The organism is Microbacterium sp. SORGH_AS_0454 (genome assembly GCF_031453395.1).
GTDB lineage: Bacteria > Actinomycetota > Actinomycetes > Actinomycetales > Microbacteriaceae > Microbacterium.
This window is the reverse complement of the sequence record NZ_JAVIYS010000001.1, coordinates 1,645,293-1,659,184: the sequence shown is the minus strand read 5'-3', so window position 1 is coordinate 1,659,184 and position 13,892 is coordinate 1,645,293. Positions and strand designations below refer to the sequence as shown.

The window sequence follows — 13,892 nt, the reverse complement described above, 5'->3', positions numbered from 1 at the left end:
CCTCACATGTGCGGCGCGGGCAGAAGCGTGAACTCGGCGGGTCCGCCGCTCCAGGCCGAACGCCACCCTCGTTCCTGCGCGGCGTCGCGCAGTCTGGGCATGCCGAGGTACGAGAACGCGGCTGGAGCGTTGGGAACGAGCCCCGTGACGAGCGTGCGCACGACCCGCAGCGGCGTGCGGCGCACGTCGGCCGTGGTGAGATCGCGGGTGAGCACACGATGGCCCCGGCGACGCAGCCGATCGTGGACCTGCGCCATCGTGACCGCGGAGACGGCGCTGAGCGGGCGCACCCCGAGCGCGGGGTCGGTGAACCTGCGCGCCTCACCGTGCACCGCGGGGTCGAGCCAGACCTGCACGTGGGCTCCGAGATCGATCACCCGCTCGAACTGCGGACCAGCCGCGGCGAGGTAGTCGGCGTCGGGACGGAAGTCCAACATCAGCCCCTTCGCCATGACCCCCGCCTGCACGGCTCGGAAGACCCAGCCGTCGGCATCCGTGCAGCCCTGTGTATAGATCCAGGTGTGGACGGCCTCGAGTACGGCCTTCCGCGCCGCCTTCGCGGGGTCGAGCGCGGCGGAGAAGCCTGCCGCGTACAGTCCGCGATCCGCGTCGTGCACCAGAGCGGCGATCGCGGGTGCGAACTCCGTTGGCATCGCCACCAGCCAGACGGTCAGGCTGCTGCCCCGCAGATCATCCACCAAGCCGGGCACGCTCGCGGGATCGATGCCGAACGTCGGCCCGTCGAGATGCCACCACACTTCGAGCGCGTCGCGTTCGATGACCTCGAGCACCCCGCGGTCGCGGGCGTCGTCGACACTCGTCCCGGTGGCGATGCCGGCGTAGTTGAGGTGGTGGGTTCGAGGAAGGTGCCGGAAGCGCGACTGCCGCCAGTTCAGATGCACGAGGGCGTCAGGCAGCCAGACGGGTCGGCCCTCGGCATCCTGACATCTCGCCCAGAGCGCGGGCGTCACGGCATCCAGATGCTGGTAGGCGAATCCGTCCCGAGCGAGCTGCCAGTCGGCGAATCGCGGCAGATCGTCGAGCTCGATCACGGGGTGCCCGTCCCCCCGCAGCTCGTCGGCGGTGGCGACGCGGAGGTCGTCGGGCGGCAAGGTCTCGGGGAGCCAGTTGCCGCAGTAGCGCTCGACGCCTTCGCCGATCGCCGCGATCCGTGCCTGGGCGGGGTCACCGAACGACGTACCGAGCGAGACCCGATCGGCCGGCCATTCGCCGAGCGCGCGCGCATCGGAGACGGATGCCGTCAGAGCGAGGTAGCGATGCGGGGCCCCCGCCGGGTGCGGGACCGCGCGAATCGACCGGATGACGCCGGTCTCGGCATCCACCAGACTCTCGACGGGAAGCGGTGGGAGGGACGACGTACTGCCCTGGTTCATGCGGTCCTTTCGTGGTGCCAGTGGCCCGAGCGCGGCTCGAAGGCTGACCGCGAACGACGACCGGCCGGCACGACGTGGCGGGTGCTGCTCGTTCCCGAGGGCAGGCCGGTTCGCGTGAGCCAGGCGTCGAGAACGGCGCCGATTCCGCCCGAGTCGCGGAGACGAGCGCGCACATCCTCATCGCGGATGTCGGCTCCGAGGCGATGACCCCACGGTCCGTCGACGACGTGCACGTCGGCGCGCCACGCGGCGGCCAGGCGCCCCGCATCGGCGTGGAAGAAGTCATCGTCGCCGCGCACGAGCAGGAGCGGCGCGTCGATCCCGCCGTATGCGCGGTCCAGATCGACGGGCGGCGTCATCCACAACCGCCGCCACCCCGCGAGAACGGTCGGCGTCCACCCCCACTCTCGGGCCGCCCTCTCCACGCCCCGCCGCTCGGCGCCCGCGACCCGCGCCCTCAGCTCGTCGTCGCTCAACGGCGGGAACGAGCGAGAACCGCGCCCGTGCTGATGCCACCACCCGATCCGGTCGTAAAGCTGCGGGCGGCCCTGTGCGTCCCAGGCGGTCTCGGCGAGTCCGAGGGCGGGGACCATGAGCACGAGCGCGTCGACGTCCACATCGCGGGCGCCCTCCAGGGCCGCGTGGGCGTCGTACGACCCTCCCGAGAGGACGAGGGGAAGCTGCGGGTCCTGGGCGCGAAGCGCGGCGACGGCGGAGGCGCCGTCACGACGCTCATGGAGATAGGGGTTCCACTCACCCTCGGAACAGTGGCGGCCGCGCACGTCCTGCACCAGGCAGCGGTATCCCCGTCGCACCCAGGAGCGGGCGGTGTCGCCGTGGCGCCACGCGCCGTATGGCGTGCGCACGAGGACGATGCCTCGCGGCGTTTCGGGCTCCCAGATCCAGCCGTGCAGAGCGACGCCGTCGTCGGCGCGGCAGACGTGCGCACGAGCGTCGCGCGGCGGGATCACCTGCCCGCCCCCGGGTGCGGCGCCGGGTAGGCCAGCACCGGGTGCTCGGTCACCCGTCCGAGTGCGGGGACCAGCTTCCAGAGCGTGGTGCGCAGTCGGGGCAGCGCCTCGTCGTCTCGCGCCCAGCTCAGAGTCATCGTCAGCACTCGCGCCGTCACGAGGGTCACGCTCGCGGAGTCCACCGGCTGATCCGCTGCCGGGCCGTGCCCCTGCCACGCGTCGAGAGCGTCCGGCACGGTGCTGGCGGCGATCCGTCGCCGCACGACCTGCCGTGCCGCGATGTCGGTGACGTCGAGGGCGATCGGGTCGATGAACACGCACTCCCCTTCCCGGTACACGCGAAGGCGGGCGTTACCGGTGGCGAGGAGGTCGTCGAGCACCGCGTGATCGCGGCGCTCCTTCGCCCCGTCCGACACGGAGATGACGAGGGCGGCGGAGTCTCGCCTGTCGGTCGCGGATGCACCCGTCGTCACCCGGGCACCCCAGGCCGCCAATACACGCGCGATCTCGTCGGCGAGCACGCCGGTGCCGACCACACCGATGCTCCGACGGGCCGAGGGCCAGCGGCGTTCGCCGTCGGCGCGCTCGCGTTCTCGGACCTCGCTGACGAGACGATCCCGATACGCGGATCCAACGGTACCCGCGGACGACGAGTCGAGGAGATCGTGCAGGCCCGGCGGCGGAGACCCGATCGCGGTGTGGTCTCCGGTGCGAAGACGCAGCAGGGGCGCCTTATCGGCGACCGTGACGACGTGGGCTCCGGTGCTCGGCAGCGGGGTGATTCGGCGGTGGTGATGCATGGGTGTCTTTCCGAAAGCCCGGCCGGGCGCGAGGCGCCCGGCCGGGGGTCGCGTCAACGTGATGCGACCTCGAGGGTCACTCGAAGGGGTTCTCGACGAGCGCGTTCGAGTGGGTCGCCGACAGGTGCGCCAGCTGCTCGGTCTCTTCGATCTCGGACAGGATCTGCTTGTCCATTGCCTTCTCCTTCTCTCGTTCGTCCACTCCGATATGCGGAGCGGGGTTCACGGTCGTGAACATCGTCGACTCTAAATGAGAACGATTCTCAATATCTAGTAGCATCGCCGTCATGTCTCCAGCCACCGCCCTCATCGCCGCGGATCACCGGGCAGGAACCGTGTTCTCCCTCGACGGGAGTGTCGTCGCCCCGGACGCCCGACTCGCGGAGCACGCCGGCTTCCTCGTGCTTCCGCCTGACGCCCGCGACGCGTGGGCCTTCGCCGACGACCGCGGCGGCGCTCTCGTCGTCCGTGGCCCCGACGGCATCCGTCGCATCCCGATTGCGATCCCCGCCGAACACCTCGCCGCCTCGGAAGACGGGCGTCACGTCGTCGCGACACCCGGACTGGGTGCGAACGACGAAGCGTGGAACGACGTCGTGACGGTCGTCGATCTCGTTCGTGACTCCTCGGTGCGGTTTCGAACGCGAGCGGGAGAGCCGGGCGTCGTGATCGCGCCCGACCGGGTGACCCGAGAACCGACGATCGTGCTGCGCCACCGCGATCCGGGTGCGATCGAGGCGATACCGCTCGCGAGTGCGCTCGATCTCGGCGCGCACGTACCCGTGCTGCGGGGCGCCACGTGCGACGACATCGCCGACGACGGGCACGGCGACGTGGTGGACCACGAGACGGGGGTCGTCGGCGTCGCCACGGGGCGCGGCCTGGAGAGGTTCGCGATCGACAACGGCATCCCGTCCGCACTCGGGGTGATCCCGTGGCCGGCGAACGGACGCGCCTACTACCTCCGTCGCGCGGGCGACACCGGCGCCGTGACGGGGGTGCTCCGCGGCGGCCCCGCGGACCCGTCGCGCTGGACGGAATGGACCAACGTCTTCGCCGAGATCGACCTGCGCGCGGGTGCCGCGCGCACCGTGCCACTGCCGGAGGGCCTCATCTTCCGCTTCGCGCTGGCCGACGGCATCGCCGCGGCCACCGTGATCCACCCCGACGGCGACGCCCTCGTCGTGATCGACCGCGTGACGGGGCGCATCGCCCGCGCGGTGCCCCTCCCCCCGCTCAGCACCCCGCCACAACCGGGTCGGATGCCGTGGGACGGTGCCGACGGACGCCCCGCGCAGCGACGGGCCGTCGCGATCGATCCGGTCACCGGCGTCATCGCCGTGACGGCCGGTGGCGACGGCGTCATCCATCTCGTCGACGGCGAGGGCGTCCTCACGACGATCGCCATGCCCGGCGCCCTCGACGAGGGCGGACACCTCTTGTGGCCCGGCCCGCCCGGGCGCTTCACCGATCCGGTGGGCCGATGACCGCGCTCCGCAACGCACTCGACGCGGCCCTCTCCGCGCACGAACGCCACCCGCGGCCGGGGCTGCCCGTGCGTGGATTCGTCCTGGATCGCGCGGCGGGCACTCCACGGCCCGCCATCCGGCATGCCGACGGACGCACGGTGATCGCCCCCGACGGGCACATCCACCGAATGACCCCCGCCCCCGACCGACGACGCATCGCGATCGAATGGGCCGAGGACGCGAGCGAGGACGCCGTGCTCGGCATCGTCGACGTGGCATCCGGCACCCTGAGGCTGCATCCGGAGATCCGGCTGCGCTACGACACCGTGCTGTGGATCGACGACTCACGGACCCTCGAGGTCGTCGCGAGCCGTGACGATGCGCTCGTCGCCCTCGACGTCGACACGGGCGCTCTGACGGCCACCCCCGTAGAACCCGCGCATCGCACGCGCCTGTTCCCCAGCGGTGCACGCGGGGTGCTTGCATGCAGGACGGGCGACGAGGGCACGACCCTGATCGATCGCGCGACGGGACGGCTGCTCGGACGATGGAGCGCGCTGTACGGCGCCTTCCCGCTGCCCGACGGCGTGCTCGTCTGGCACGCAGGCGGGCTGGATGCGCTCGCACCTTCCGGCACCGCGCGGTGGGCGCTTCGCGACGAGTCGCAGCGCATCACCGATGTCACGGTCGAGGGCTCCCGGATCGTCGTCCTCGTCGTTCGCGACGGTCGGACCGTCGTCGCTGACGTCGACGCGGCGGGCACCCGGGAGGTGTTCGTCGAAGCCGCGAGCGAGACCACGGTCACCGGGGTGCGCATCGACGACGGCATCCTGTATCTCGCCGTCGAGGGCCCGCTCACGCCGCCGCGTATCGTCACCGAGACGGATGCCGCGCCCGACGCGCTGGCGGGCGAGACGCGCCGCCTCGATCTCCCCGCGCGTGACGGCGAGACCCTCACCGCCCACATCGCCGAGCCCGCCGCAGGATCCGGACCGAGACCGCTTCTCCTCGCCTGCTACGGGGGGTTCGGCGTGCCGCATCTCCCCGTCTTCGAGCCCACCATCCCCGCCTGGGTCGCGCACGGCGGCGCCTACGTCACGGCCCAGATCCGCGGCGGCGGCGAACGCGGTGCCTCCTGGCGCGCGGCCGGCAGCGGCGCGCGCAAGCAGCAGGCGGTAGACGACCTCGCCGACATCGCGCGCGGTCTCGTCGACCGAGGGATCACCCGACCCGATCTCCTCGTGCTCGTCGGCGCGTCGCTGGGCGGGGTCATCGCCGCCAGCTGTGGGTTCCAGCATCCCGGTCTCTGCGTGGGCGTCGTGGCGACGGCCGCGCCTCTCGACCTCCTCTCGCTTGCGGATCATCCGCTCGGGGCGGGCTGGCGCTCGGAGTTCGGCGACGACGGCAGCCCCGAGTCACGCGAGCGGCTCCGCCGCCTCTCCCCCCTCGCGATCATCGAGGATCGGACGGATGCCGAGGGGCTCCCCGCGTTTCTGGGGATCACCCTGGGCCGCGACACCCGCGTGCGGGCGACCGACACGCGCCGCACAGTCGAGGCCCTCGAGCGCCTCGGCGCGCCCGCGCGCACGTGGACCGCTCCGTCCGCGGGGCACGGCACCAACGCCCTCGACGACCTGCACGCGCTGGGGATCACCGTCCTCGAGTTCTCCGCCGACGTGACGAGCGGAGGCACACCATGACCGCGACGACACAGCGCACCCCGCGCGGGCGGGCCAGTGCGCGCACGGCCCGGCAAGGCGGACGGGTCATGCCGCTCAGCGCGACGGTGACGGTCAGTGCCGTCCTGCTCGTGATCACGGTCGTGCTTTCCGGCGCGATCGGCCCGGTGCCCGTGCCGCCGATCGACTCCGCGAAGATCGTGATCGGACACCTGCTGCCGGGGATGCCGTGGATGACGGACGGCTCGCTCACCCCGCTGCAGGATCAGGCCGTGTGGCAGTTCCGTCTACCGCGGGCACTCCTCGCGGGGCTCGCCGGGGCGGGGCTCGCCCTCGCGGGGACGATGATGCAGGCCGTCGTGCGCAATCCGCTCGCCGAGCCGTACATCCTCGGAGTGTCGTCCGGCGCGAGCGTCGGCGCCGTGCTCGTGATCGTCTCGGGCGGCGCCGCGTTCCTCGGTCTGACCATGAGCGGGGCGGCTTTCGCCGGCGCCGTCGGGTCGTGCGTGCTCGTCGCGCTCTTGGCACGGACCCGCGGAGAGCTGTCGCCGACCCGCATGATCCTCGCTGGCGTCGCACTCGGTTCCCTGCTGAGCGCCGTCACGAGCTACCTCACGCTGACGACCGACGCGCAGAACGTCGTGAGCGTGATGTTCTTCCTCCTCGGCAGCGTGTCGGCAGCCACGATGTCGTCGCTGACGATCCCCGCACTCGCGCTCGTCATCGCTCTGTTCGCCGCTTTCGGGCTCTCCCGATCGATGAACGCCCTCCTGGCCGGGGACGAGTCGGCCCTCGCGGTCGGGGTGCGCACCACCCGGGTACGAGGGATTCTCCTCGTGGTCGCGTCCCTGCTCACGGGGGTGATCGTCGCGGTGAGCGGCGGCATCGGATTCGTGGGGCTCGTCGTGCCGCACGTCGCCCGCCTGCTGGTGGGCTCGGACCATCGCCGGATGGTCCCGGTCGCGGTGCTCGGGGGCGCGCTGTTCCTGATGGTGGCAGATCTGCTCGCACGCACCGTCGCGGCACCGACGGAGATCCCGCTCGGCATCCTCACGGCGTTCGTCGGGGCGCCGTTCTTCCTGTGGCTCATGCGCCGCGGCGGCGAGAGAGCGGGGTTCGACCGATGACGGTGTCGTTCGAGTCCGTGAGTGTGCAGCTCGGCGGGCGCCGCGTCCTGCACGACGTCGAGCTGGAGGTGAGACGCGGGCGCATTCTCGGCCTGCTCGGGCCCAACGGCAGCGGCAAGTCGACCCTCCTGCGCACCCTGTTCTCGGGCCGCCGTCCCCATGCCGGTCGCGTGTGCATCGACGGCGTCGACGTCTCGACGCTGCCACCGCGCACCCTCGCGCGCCGGGTCGCGGTCATGCTGCAGGATGCCCCCTCGGAGTTCGATCTGACGGTGCGCGAGACCGTGATGGTCGGGCGCGCTCCGCATCACGCACCGTTCAGCCGCGACACCGACGACGACCGCCGGATCGTGACGGAGGCGCTTCGCACCGCGGACGTGCTCGACCTCGAGGATCGCCTGGTGCGCCGACTCTCCGGGGGCCAACGTCAGCGCGTCATGCTCGCGCGCGCCCTGGCGCAGGACGGCGAGGTCCTCGTCCTCGACGAGCCGACGAACCATCTCGACATCGCCCACCAGCTCGACCTCATGCGGGTGGTCAGCGGCCTCGGAACGACGGTCATCGCCGCCCTGCACGACCTCAACATCGCCGCGGCATTCTGCGACGAAGTCGCGGTCCTCGACGACGGCCACCTCGTCGCGGTCGGGAAGCCGGATGCCGTTCTCACCCCCGACCTGGTCGGCGGCGTCTTCCGCGTCACGGCGCGTGTGGCGACGGAGATCGACACGGGCGCCCGCGTCATGGCCTTTCACCCCCGTCCGCTTCGCGGTCCCTTCCCATCCGACAACCCGACAGAGAGAAACGAATGACACAGCACTCCCTTCGACCCGCCCGCCTGATGATGGCGGTCGTCGGCGGCCTCGGCGCTCTCGCGCTCACCGCCTGCGGCTCCGCCGTGGCACCCCCGGGCGCGGCCACCCCCACCGGGGACGCCCTCGTCATCGAGAACTGCGGCGCACCGGTCACCGTCACCCACGTCCCCACCGCCGCCGTGGGCCTGCACCCCTCGCAGACCGAACTGCTGTTGCGGCTGGGGCTCGCCGATCATCTCGTCGGCCAGGCCCAGGCGACCGTGCAGGAGCTGCCCGCGGACGTGGCTCCTCTCGCGGCCGACGTGCCCGTGATCGGTGGAGAAGCGCCCCCCAGCCGGGAAGACCTGCTCGCCGTCCACCCCGACTTCGTTTACGCGCCCACGACCTACGAGTTCACCGCCGAGCAGGGCTTCGCGAGTATCGAGCAACTCACCGAAGCGGGTGTGGCGGCGTACACCGCGACGGGCGGATGTTTCTCGCGCCGCATGGACGGCACGGTCGACGATCTGTTCGTCGACCTGAACAACCTCGGCGAGATCTTCGACGTGCAAGACGAGGCCGCGGCGCTGATCGCCGACGCACAGGCGCAGCTGTCCGCCGTCGACACGGCGATCCAGGGCCGCACGAAGCCCCGCGTCGCGCAGATCTACGTCGACGGCACCACACTCAGCGCGATCGGCGCCGGTGTCGAGTACGACATCCTCCGCCATGCGGGCGCCGACACGATCTACACGCCGGAGGACCCCCAGTTCGCCGACTTCTTCGCCGCGGAGATCACCCCCGAGTCCCTTGCCGCACACTCACCGGATGCCATCGTGTTCGCGGTCACCGACCCCGCGCACGAGCAGGCCGCCCGCGCGTACCTCACGGCGACATTCCCCGACATGCCCGCGGTGCGAGACGGGCGTCTCATCGCGGTTTCAAGCTCCGACATGTTCCCGGGGACCCTCGGAAACGTGTCGGTCGTGCGCCAGATCGCCCAGGCGCTCTACCCCGACGCTTCCTTCGGCTGAGCCAGACCGCACCCACACCGGATCCCGATCACCGCTCGGGCGTCGTGTGCCCCCAGCGGGGGTCGATGCGTCCGGCGGCCGAATGATCCTGCCCGTTCGCCGGCCCCGCTCGAGAACACGGGGCGATCGGGACAGGGCGGGCGATGACAACCGGAGATGCCGGGGAACGGCCCCGTTCCCCGGCATCTCCGTTCTCGTCGCGCCCGCTCGCGCGACCACCGCCGCCTGTCGGACAACTTTGTCGAGAGGGTCACGCGGGGGAAATACAGCGGAAACGCGTGGTTCCTAGCATCGGAACATCGCCGGATGTTGGTCACACCAACACTGACGCAGCCGCCTCGAGCGGCTCGCCCCGTTGCCGTGGCTCCCGTCCCGACGCTTGTCTTCTCGACTCCTCCGGAGGCCCTCGTGTCTGCCGCTCCACCCGTCTCCATCGCCGCTCTGCGCGGTGTGCGCCTCACCTCCGGCGCGCTCGTCGACATCGCGATCGACGGCGACGAGGTGCTCGCGGTGGTGCCGGCCGGCAGCCCCCTCCCCGAGACCGATGGCGAGATCCTCGACCTCGACGGATACCTCGTCACGACGGCCGGAGCCGAGCCGCACGCGCACCTCGACAAATCCCAGTCCTGGGATGCCATCGACCCCCCGTTCGGCGACCTCGAGCGCGCGATCGAGAGCTGGCACGCTTTCGCCGCGACGCTCGACGAAGACGACACGTTCGAGCGAGCACGCGCCACGGCGCTGCGGATGCTGGCATCCGGGATCACCTCCATCCGCACGCACGTGGACCTGCTGCGCGGAGAGGACGCCCTCACGGGCGTGCGCGCCCTCGTCCGGCTGCGCGCGGAGCTCGAGGGGATCATGGACCTCGAGCTCGTCGCCCTCGGCGGCCCCACCGTGCTCGACGAGGTGTTCGAGGCCGCGCTCGACGCCGGGATCGATCTCGTGGGCGGGGCTCCGCACCTCGCCGAGGACCCGATCGCCGACCTCGAGCGGCTCATCGCCCTCGCTCGTCGCCGCGATGTCGGACTCGATCTGCACACCGACGAAAGCCTCGCCGGGGCGGACACCCTCGCCGCCTACGCCCGAGCCGTCACCGGGTGGCACCGCCCTCGCACCGCGGGCCACTGCGTGCGCCTGAGCATGATGCCCGAGACCGCTCTCGAGAACCTCGCGGCCGAGGTGCGTGCCGCCGACATCGGCGTCATCGCCCTCCCCATCACCAACCTGTACCTGCAGGGATGGGGCGCCGACCACGCCATCCCCCGCGGGATCGCACCGATCGGCCGCCTCAAAGACGCGGGCGTCCGCGTCGCGGCGGGCGCCGACAACGTGCGCGACCCCTTCAACCCCGTGGGGCGCTGCGACCACCTCGAGACCGCCTCGCTGCTCGTCAGCGCAGCCCACCTCGCCCCGGCGGAGGCCCTGGATGCCGTCACCATCGGCGCCCGCGACGTGATGGGCCTGCCGATGGCCGGACCCGTCGCCGGAGCCCGCGCCGACCTCGTGGCGGTGAAAGCGGACTCGCTCGGCGACGCCGTGGCCTTCGCCAGCGCCGACCGCGTCGTGCTGCACCGCGGCCGGCTCGTCAGCCGCACCACCGTCTCGACCCAGACCGCTCTTCCCACCCTCGTCCCCGCCCCCGAACGGAAAGTGAGCGCCCCGTGACCCTGGCCTCTCCCGCCCCGGCATCCGTCGCGGATCCCACCGCGCCGCTGCTGGACTTCCGGAACGTCGCCATGACGTTCCCCAACGGCACCACCGCCCTCTCCGGCGTCGACCTCACCGTTCAGCGCGGTGAGTTCGTCAGCGTCGTCGGCCCTTCCGGCTGCGGAAAGTCGACCCTCCTGCGCATCGCCTCGGGTCTCGAGACCGCGAGCGAAGGCACCGCCACCGTGGCCACCGACCGCATCGGCTACGTCTTCCAGGACGCGACACTGCTGCCCTGGCGCGATGTGCGCTCCAACGTCGAACTGCTCGCCGAGCTCAACTGGCAGCCCAAGCGCGTGCGCGCGCCGAAGGCGCAGTGGGCCATCGACCTCGTCGGCCTGAACGGCTTCGAGAAGCACCTGCCCAAGCAGATGTCGGGCGGCATGAAGATGCGCACCTCGCTCGCGCGGTCGCTGACCCTCGACCCCGAGCTGTTCCTGTTCGACGAGCCGTTCGGCGCCCTGGACGAGATCACCCGCGAGCGTCTGAACGACGAACTGCTGAAGATCTTCGTCGCCCAGAAGTTCGGCGGACTGTTCATCACCCACTCGGTCTCCGAGGCCGTCTACCTCTCCACCAAGGTCGTCGTGATGTCGGGCCGCCCCGGCCACCTCGTCGACACCTTCGAGGTCCCCTTCGACATGCCCCGCGATCCCGAGATCCGCTACACCGGCGAGTTCGCGAAGCTCGTCGGCGAGGTCTCCCACGCCCTCCGGGAAGGACACTCATGAGCACCACATCCGCAGAGCCCGTCGTCTCCGACGCGGCCGAGTCCTCGGCATCCACTCCCCCCGTCGAGCCGCCCCGCCCCCGCGCGGCGAAAGCCCGTCGCGGGTTCGGCGCGCGGGCCGCCCTGCTGGGCCCGCCGCTCGGTGTCCTCGTCGTGCTGCTGGGCATCTGGTACGCGATCTCGATCACCCTCAGCGCCTCGGGCAAGGGCTTCCTCATGCCCATGCCGCACGAGATGTTCACCTCGGGCTTCTTCGACCCGCAGGTGAGCAGTGACATCTGGATCGCCCTGTTCCGCACCACCGGGGTCGCCCTCGCGGGCCTCGGGATCGCAATGATCATCGGCATCGGCTGGGCCATCGCCATGTCGCTCGCCCGCTGGGTCGAGCGCTCGACCTACGCCTACGCGGTGGTCCTCCAGTGCATCCCGATCCTCGCGCTCGTGCCGCTGGTCGGCTTCTGGTTCGGCTACGAGTTCCTCGCCCGTGTCATCGTCTGCGTGCTGATCTCGCTGTTCCCGATGGTGTCGAACACGCTGTTCGGCCTGCAGTCGGTCGACAAGTCGCAGCGCGAGCTGTTCCGCCTGCAGAAGGCCGACAAGTGGACGGTGCTCACCAAGCTCACCCTCCCCGCCGCCCTGCCCTCGATCTTCGTGGGAATGCGCACCTCGGCCGGACTCTCGGTCATCGGCGCGATCGTCGGCGACTACTTCTTCCGCCGCGGCGAGCCGGGCATCGGCTCGCTGATCGCCAACTACCAGTCGCGTCTGCAGAGCGCCGAGCTGTTCGCGGCGATCCTCGCGGCCTGCCTGCTGGGTGTCGCGATCTTCGCCTTCTTCGGCTGGCTGTCGAAGGTGGCCGTGGGCCGCTGGTACGACAGCACCCTCTGACCCGACCTCCTCGAATTCCGGATGCCACGGCTCCTCCCGCGCAGACGCACGGGAGCGGCATCCGGCGTACCCGAAACACCCGCACCCGAGAGCTCCACCCGTCACAGAAAGCGAACCAGCATGCAGCGCTCCACCCTCCTCCGCGGCACCGCCGTCACCGGCGCCGTCGCGATCGCCCTCACCCTGACCTCCTGCGCCGGCAGCGCCGCGGAGACCGCGCCGTCCGCGGCCGACATGGAGATCGGTTCCGTCGACCTCTCGGCCGACTGCCCCTCGACGGTCGTCATCCAGACCGACTGGAACCCCGAGGCCGAGCACGGTCACCTCTACGAGATGATCAAGGACAACTACACCGTCGACGCGAACACCAAGGCCGTCACCGGCCCGCTGATGTCCGACGGCGAGTACACCGGCGTCAACCTCGAGATCCGCGCCGGCGGCCCGGCCATCGGCTTCCAGACCGTGTCGGCCCAGATGTACCAGGACGACTCGATCACCCTCGGCTACGTCAGCACCGACGAGGCGATCCAGCTCTCGAGCACGACCCCGACCAAGGCCGTGTTCGCCCCGCTCGACATCAGCCCGACGATGGTCATGTGGGACCCCGCGACCTACCCCGACGTCCATACCATCCAGGACGTCAAGCCCGCACTCGAGAAGAACAAGGGCGTGTGGCGCTACTTCGACGGCTCGGCGTACATCGAGTACCTCAAGAGCTCGGGCCTCGCCTCGTCCGACGTCCTCGACGGCTCGTACGACGGCACCCCGTCGAACTTCGTCGCCGCGGGCGGCAAGGACATGCAGCAGGGCTTCGCGTCGGCTGAGCCGTACGTGTACCAGAACGAGGTCTCGGCCTGGGGCAAGCCCGTCAAGTTCGCGCTCATCCACGACGCCGGCTGGCAGACCTACCAGTCGTCGGTGTCGGTCAAGGCCGACAAGTTCGACGAACTGAGCCCGTGCCTGTCGAAGCTCGTCCCCGTGCTGCAGAAGGCGGGCGTCGCGTACTACAAGGACCCGTCCGCCGCGAACGACCTCATCCTCAAGCTCGTCGACGAGTACGCCACCGGCTGGACCTACACGCAGGGCGTGGCCGACTACTCCGTGAAGACGCAGAAGGAGCTCGGCCTGGTCGGCGACGGCCCCGACTCCACCTACGGCAACTTCGACGACGGCCGCTTCGAGGACTTCTTCACCAAGGCGAGCAAGGTCTACACCGACCTCGGCACCCCGCCCGCGTCCGGCTACACCGTCGGCGACCTCTACACGAACGAGTTCATCGACAAGAGCATCTCGTTCTGA

At 71.0% G+C, this 13,892-nt stretch carries 13 protein-coding genes; 9 read left to right on the top strand and 4 right to left on the bottom strand.

Features of this window, described 5'->3' with window-relative positions; all coding sequences use genetic code 11:
* Positions 1 to 2: 2 nt before the first annotated feature.
* The 4 genes from QE454_RS07700 to amiA all read right to left on the bottom strand — a co-directional run bounded on the left by QE454_RS07700 (position 3) and on the right by amiA (position 3,340).
* Positions 3 to 1,394 (bottom strand): YcaO-like family protein, encoded by a 1,392-nt coding sequence (locus QE454_RS07700; protein ID WP_307456375.1) that lies wholly within the window; start codon positions 1,392 to 1,394, stop codon positions 3 to 5.
* Positions 1,391 to 2,365: a CocE/NonD family hydrolase gene (locus QE454_RS07695; RefSeq protein ID WP_307456378.1), complete on the bottom strand. Its 975-nt coding sequence runs from the start codon at positions 2,363 to 2,365 to the stop codon at positions 1,391 to 1,393. Before QE454_RS07695 ends, QE454_RS07700 begins: the two co-directional genes overlap by 4 nt.
* A complete protein-coding gene (locus QE454_RS07690; RefSeq protein ID WP_210072533.1) occupies positions 2,362 to 3,165 on the bottom strand; it encodes a hypothetical protein in 804 nt (267 codons plus the stop codon). The genes QE454_RS07695 and QE454_RS07690 overlap by 4 nt, the downstream gene beginning before the upstream one ends.
* A gap of 76 nt (positions 3,166 to 3,241) precedes the next feature.
* Complete coding sequence (gene amiA / locus QE454_RS07685) at positions 3,242 to 3,340, bottom strand: streptamidine family RiPP (protein ID WP_268768111.1); 99 nt, start codon at positions 3,338 to 3,340, stop codon at positions 3,242 to 3,244.
* 112 nt (positions 3,341 to 3,452) lie between these two features.
* Here amiA and QE454_RS07680 point away from each other — a divergent pair, with 112 nt between their 5' ends.
* The 9 genes from QE454_RS07680 to QE454_RS07640 all read left to right on the top strand — a co-directional run bounded on the left by QE454_RS07680 (position 3,453) and on the right by QE454_RS07640 (position 13,892).
* Positions 3,453 to 4,652: a hypothetical protein gene (locus tag QE454_RS07680; protein WP_307456388.1), complete on the top strand. Its 1,200-nt coding sequence runs from the start codon at positions 3,453 to 3,455 to the stop codon at positions 4,650 to 4,652.
* Positions 4,649 to 6,334 (top strand): prolyl oligopeptidase family serine peptidase, encoded by a 1,686-nt coding sequence (locus tag QE454_RS07675; protein WP_307456390.1) that lies wholly within the window; start codon positions 4,649 to 4,651, stop codon positions 6,332 to 6,334. The genes QE454_RS07680 and QE454_RS07675 overlap by 4 nt, the downstream gene beginning before the upstream one ends.
* Positions 6,331 to 7,440 carry an iron ABC transporter permease gene (locus QE454_RS07670; RefSeq protein ID WP_307456391.1) on the top strand — a complete coding sequence of 370 codons (1,110 nt, stop codon included), beginning with the start codon at positions 6,331 to 6,333 and terminating at the stop codon, positions 7,438 to 7,440. Before QE454_RS07675 ends, QE454_RS07670 begins: the two co-directional genes overlap by 4 nt.
* Complete coding sequence (locus QE454_RS07665) at positions 7,437 to 8,249, top strand: ABC transporter ATP-binding protein (protein ID WP_210072537.1); 813 nt, start codon at positions 7,437 to 7,439, stop codon at positions 8,247 to 8,249. Before QE454_RS07670 ends, QE454_RS07665 begins: the two co-directional genes overlap by 4 nt.
* Complete coding sequence (locus QE454_RS07660; protein WP_307456392.1) at positions 8,246 to 9,265, top strand: ABC transporter substrate-binding protein; 1,020 nt, start codon at positions 8,246 to 8,248, stop codon at positions 9,263 to 9,265. Before QE454_RS07665 ends, QE454_RS07660 begins: the two co-directional genes overlap by 4 nt.
* A gap of 408 nt (positions 9,266 to 9,673) precedes the next feature.
* On the top strand, positions 9,674 to 10,933 hold the full coding sequence (locus QE454_RS07655) for an amidohydrolase family protein (protein WP_307456393.1): 1,260 nt from the start codon (positions 9,674 to 9,676) through the stop codon (positions 10,931 to 10,933).
* Positions 10,930 to 11,706, top strand: coding sequence for an ABC transporter ATP-binding protein (locus tag QE454_RS07650; RefSeq protein WP_180993396.1), 777 nt, complete (start codon positions 10,930 to 10,932; stop codon positions 11,704 to 11,706). Before QE454_RS07655 ends, QE454_RS07650 begins: the two co-directional genes overlap by 4 nt.
* Complete coding sequence (locus tag QE454_RS07645; protein WP_307456394.1) at positions 11,703 to 12,593, top strand: ABC transporter permease; 891 nt, start codon at positions 11,703 to 11,705, stop codon at positions 12,591 to 12,593. Before QE454_RS07650 ends, QE454_RS07645 begins: the two co-directional genes overlap by 4 nt.
* Before the next feature lie 120 nt (positions 12,594 to 12,713).
* On the top strand, positions 12,714 to 13,892 hold the full coding sequence (locus QE454_RS07640) for an ABC transporter substrate-binding protein (protein WP_307456395.1): 1,179 nt from the start codon (positions 12,714 to 12,716) through the stop codon (positions 13,890 to 13,892).

Bases quoted from the DNA above. Each gene is read 5' to 3' on its own strand.
- QE454_RS07700 (WP_307456375.1), bottom strand. From the start codon at position 1,394: ATGAACCAGGGCAGTACGTCGTCCCTCCCACCGCTTCCCGTCGAGAGT.
- QE454_RS07690 (WP_210072533.1), bottom strand. From the start codon at position 3,165: ATGCATCACCACCGCCGAATCACCCCGCTGCCGAGCACCGGAGCCCAC.
- amiA (WP_268768111.1), bottom strand. From the start codon at position 3,340: ATGGACAAGCAGATCCTGTCCGAGATCGAAGAGACCGAGCAGCTGGCG.
- QE454_RS07680 (WP_307456388.1), top strand. From the start codon at position 3,453: ATGTCTCCAGCCACCGCCCTCATCGCCGCGGATCACCGGGCAGGAACC.
- QE454_RS07675 (WP_307456390.1), top strand. From the start codon at position 4,649: ATGACCGCGCTCCGCAACGCACTCGACGCGGCCCTCTCCGCGCACGAA.
- QE454_RS07670 (WP_307456391.1), top strand. From the start codon at position 6,331: ATGACCGCGACGACACAGCGCACCCCGCGCGGGCGGGCCAGTGCGCGC.
- QE454_RS07665 (WP_210072537.1), top strand. From the start codon at position 7,437: ATGACGGTGTCGTTCGAGTCCGTGAGTGTGCAGCTCGGCGGGCGCCGC.
- QE454_RS07660 (WP_307456392.1), top strand. From the start codon at position 8,246: ATGACACAGCACTCCCTTCGACCCGCCCGCCTGATGATGGCGGTCGTC.
- QE454_RS07645 (WP_307456394.1), top strand. From the start codon at position 11,703: ATGAGCACCACATCCGCAGAGCCCGTCGTCTCCGACGCGGCCGAGTCC.
- QE454_RS07640 (WP_307456395.1), top strand. From the start codon at position 12,714: ATGCAGCGCTCCACCCTCCTCCGCGGCACCGCCGTCACCGGCGCCGTC.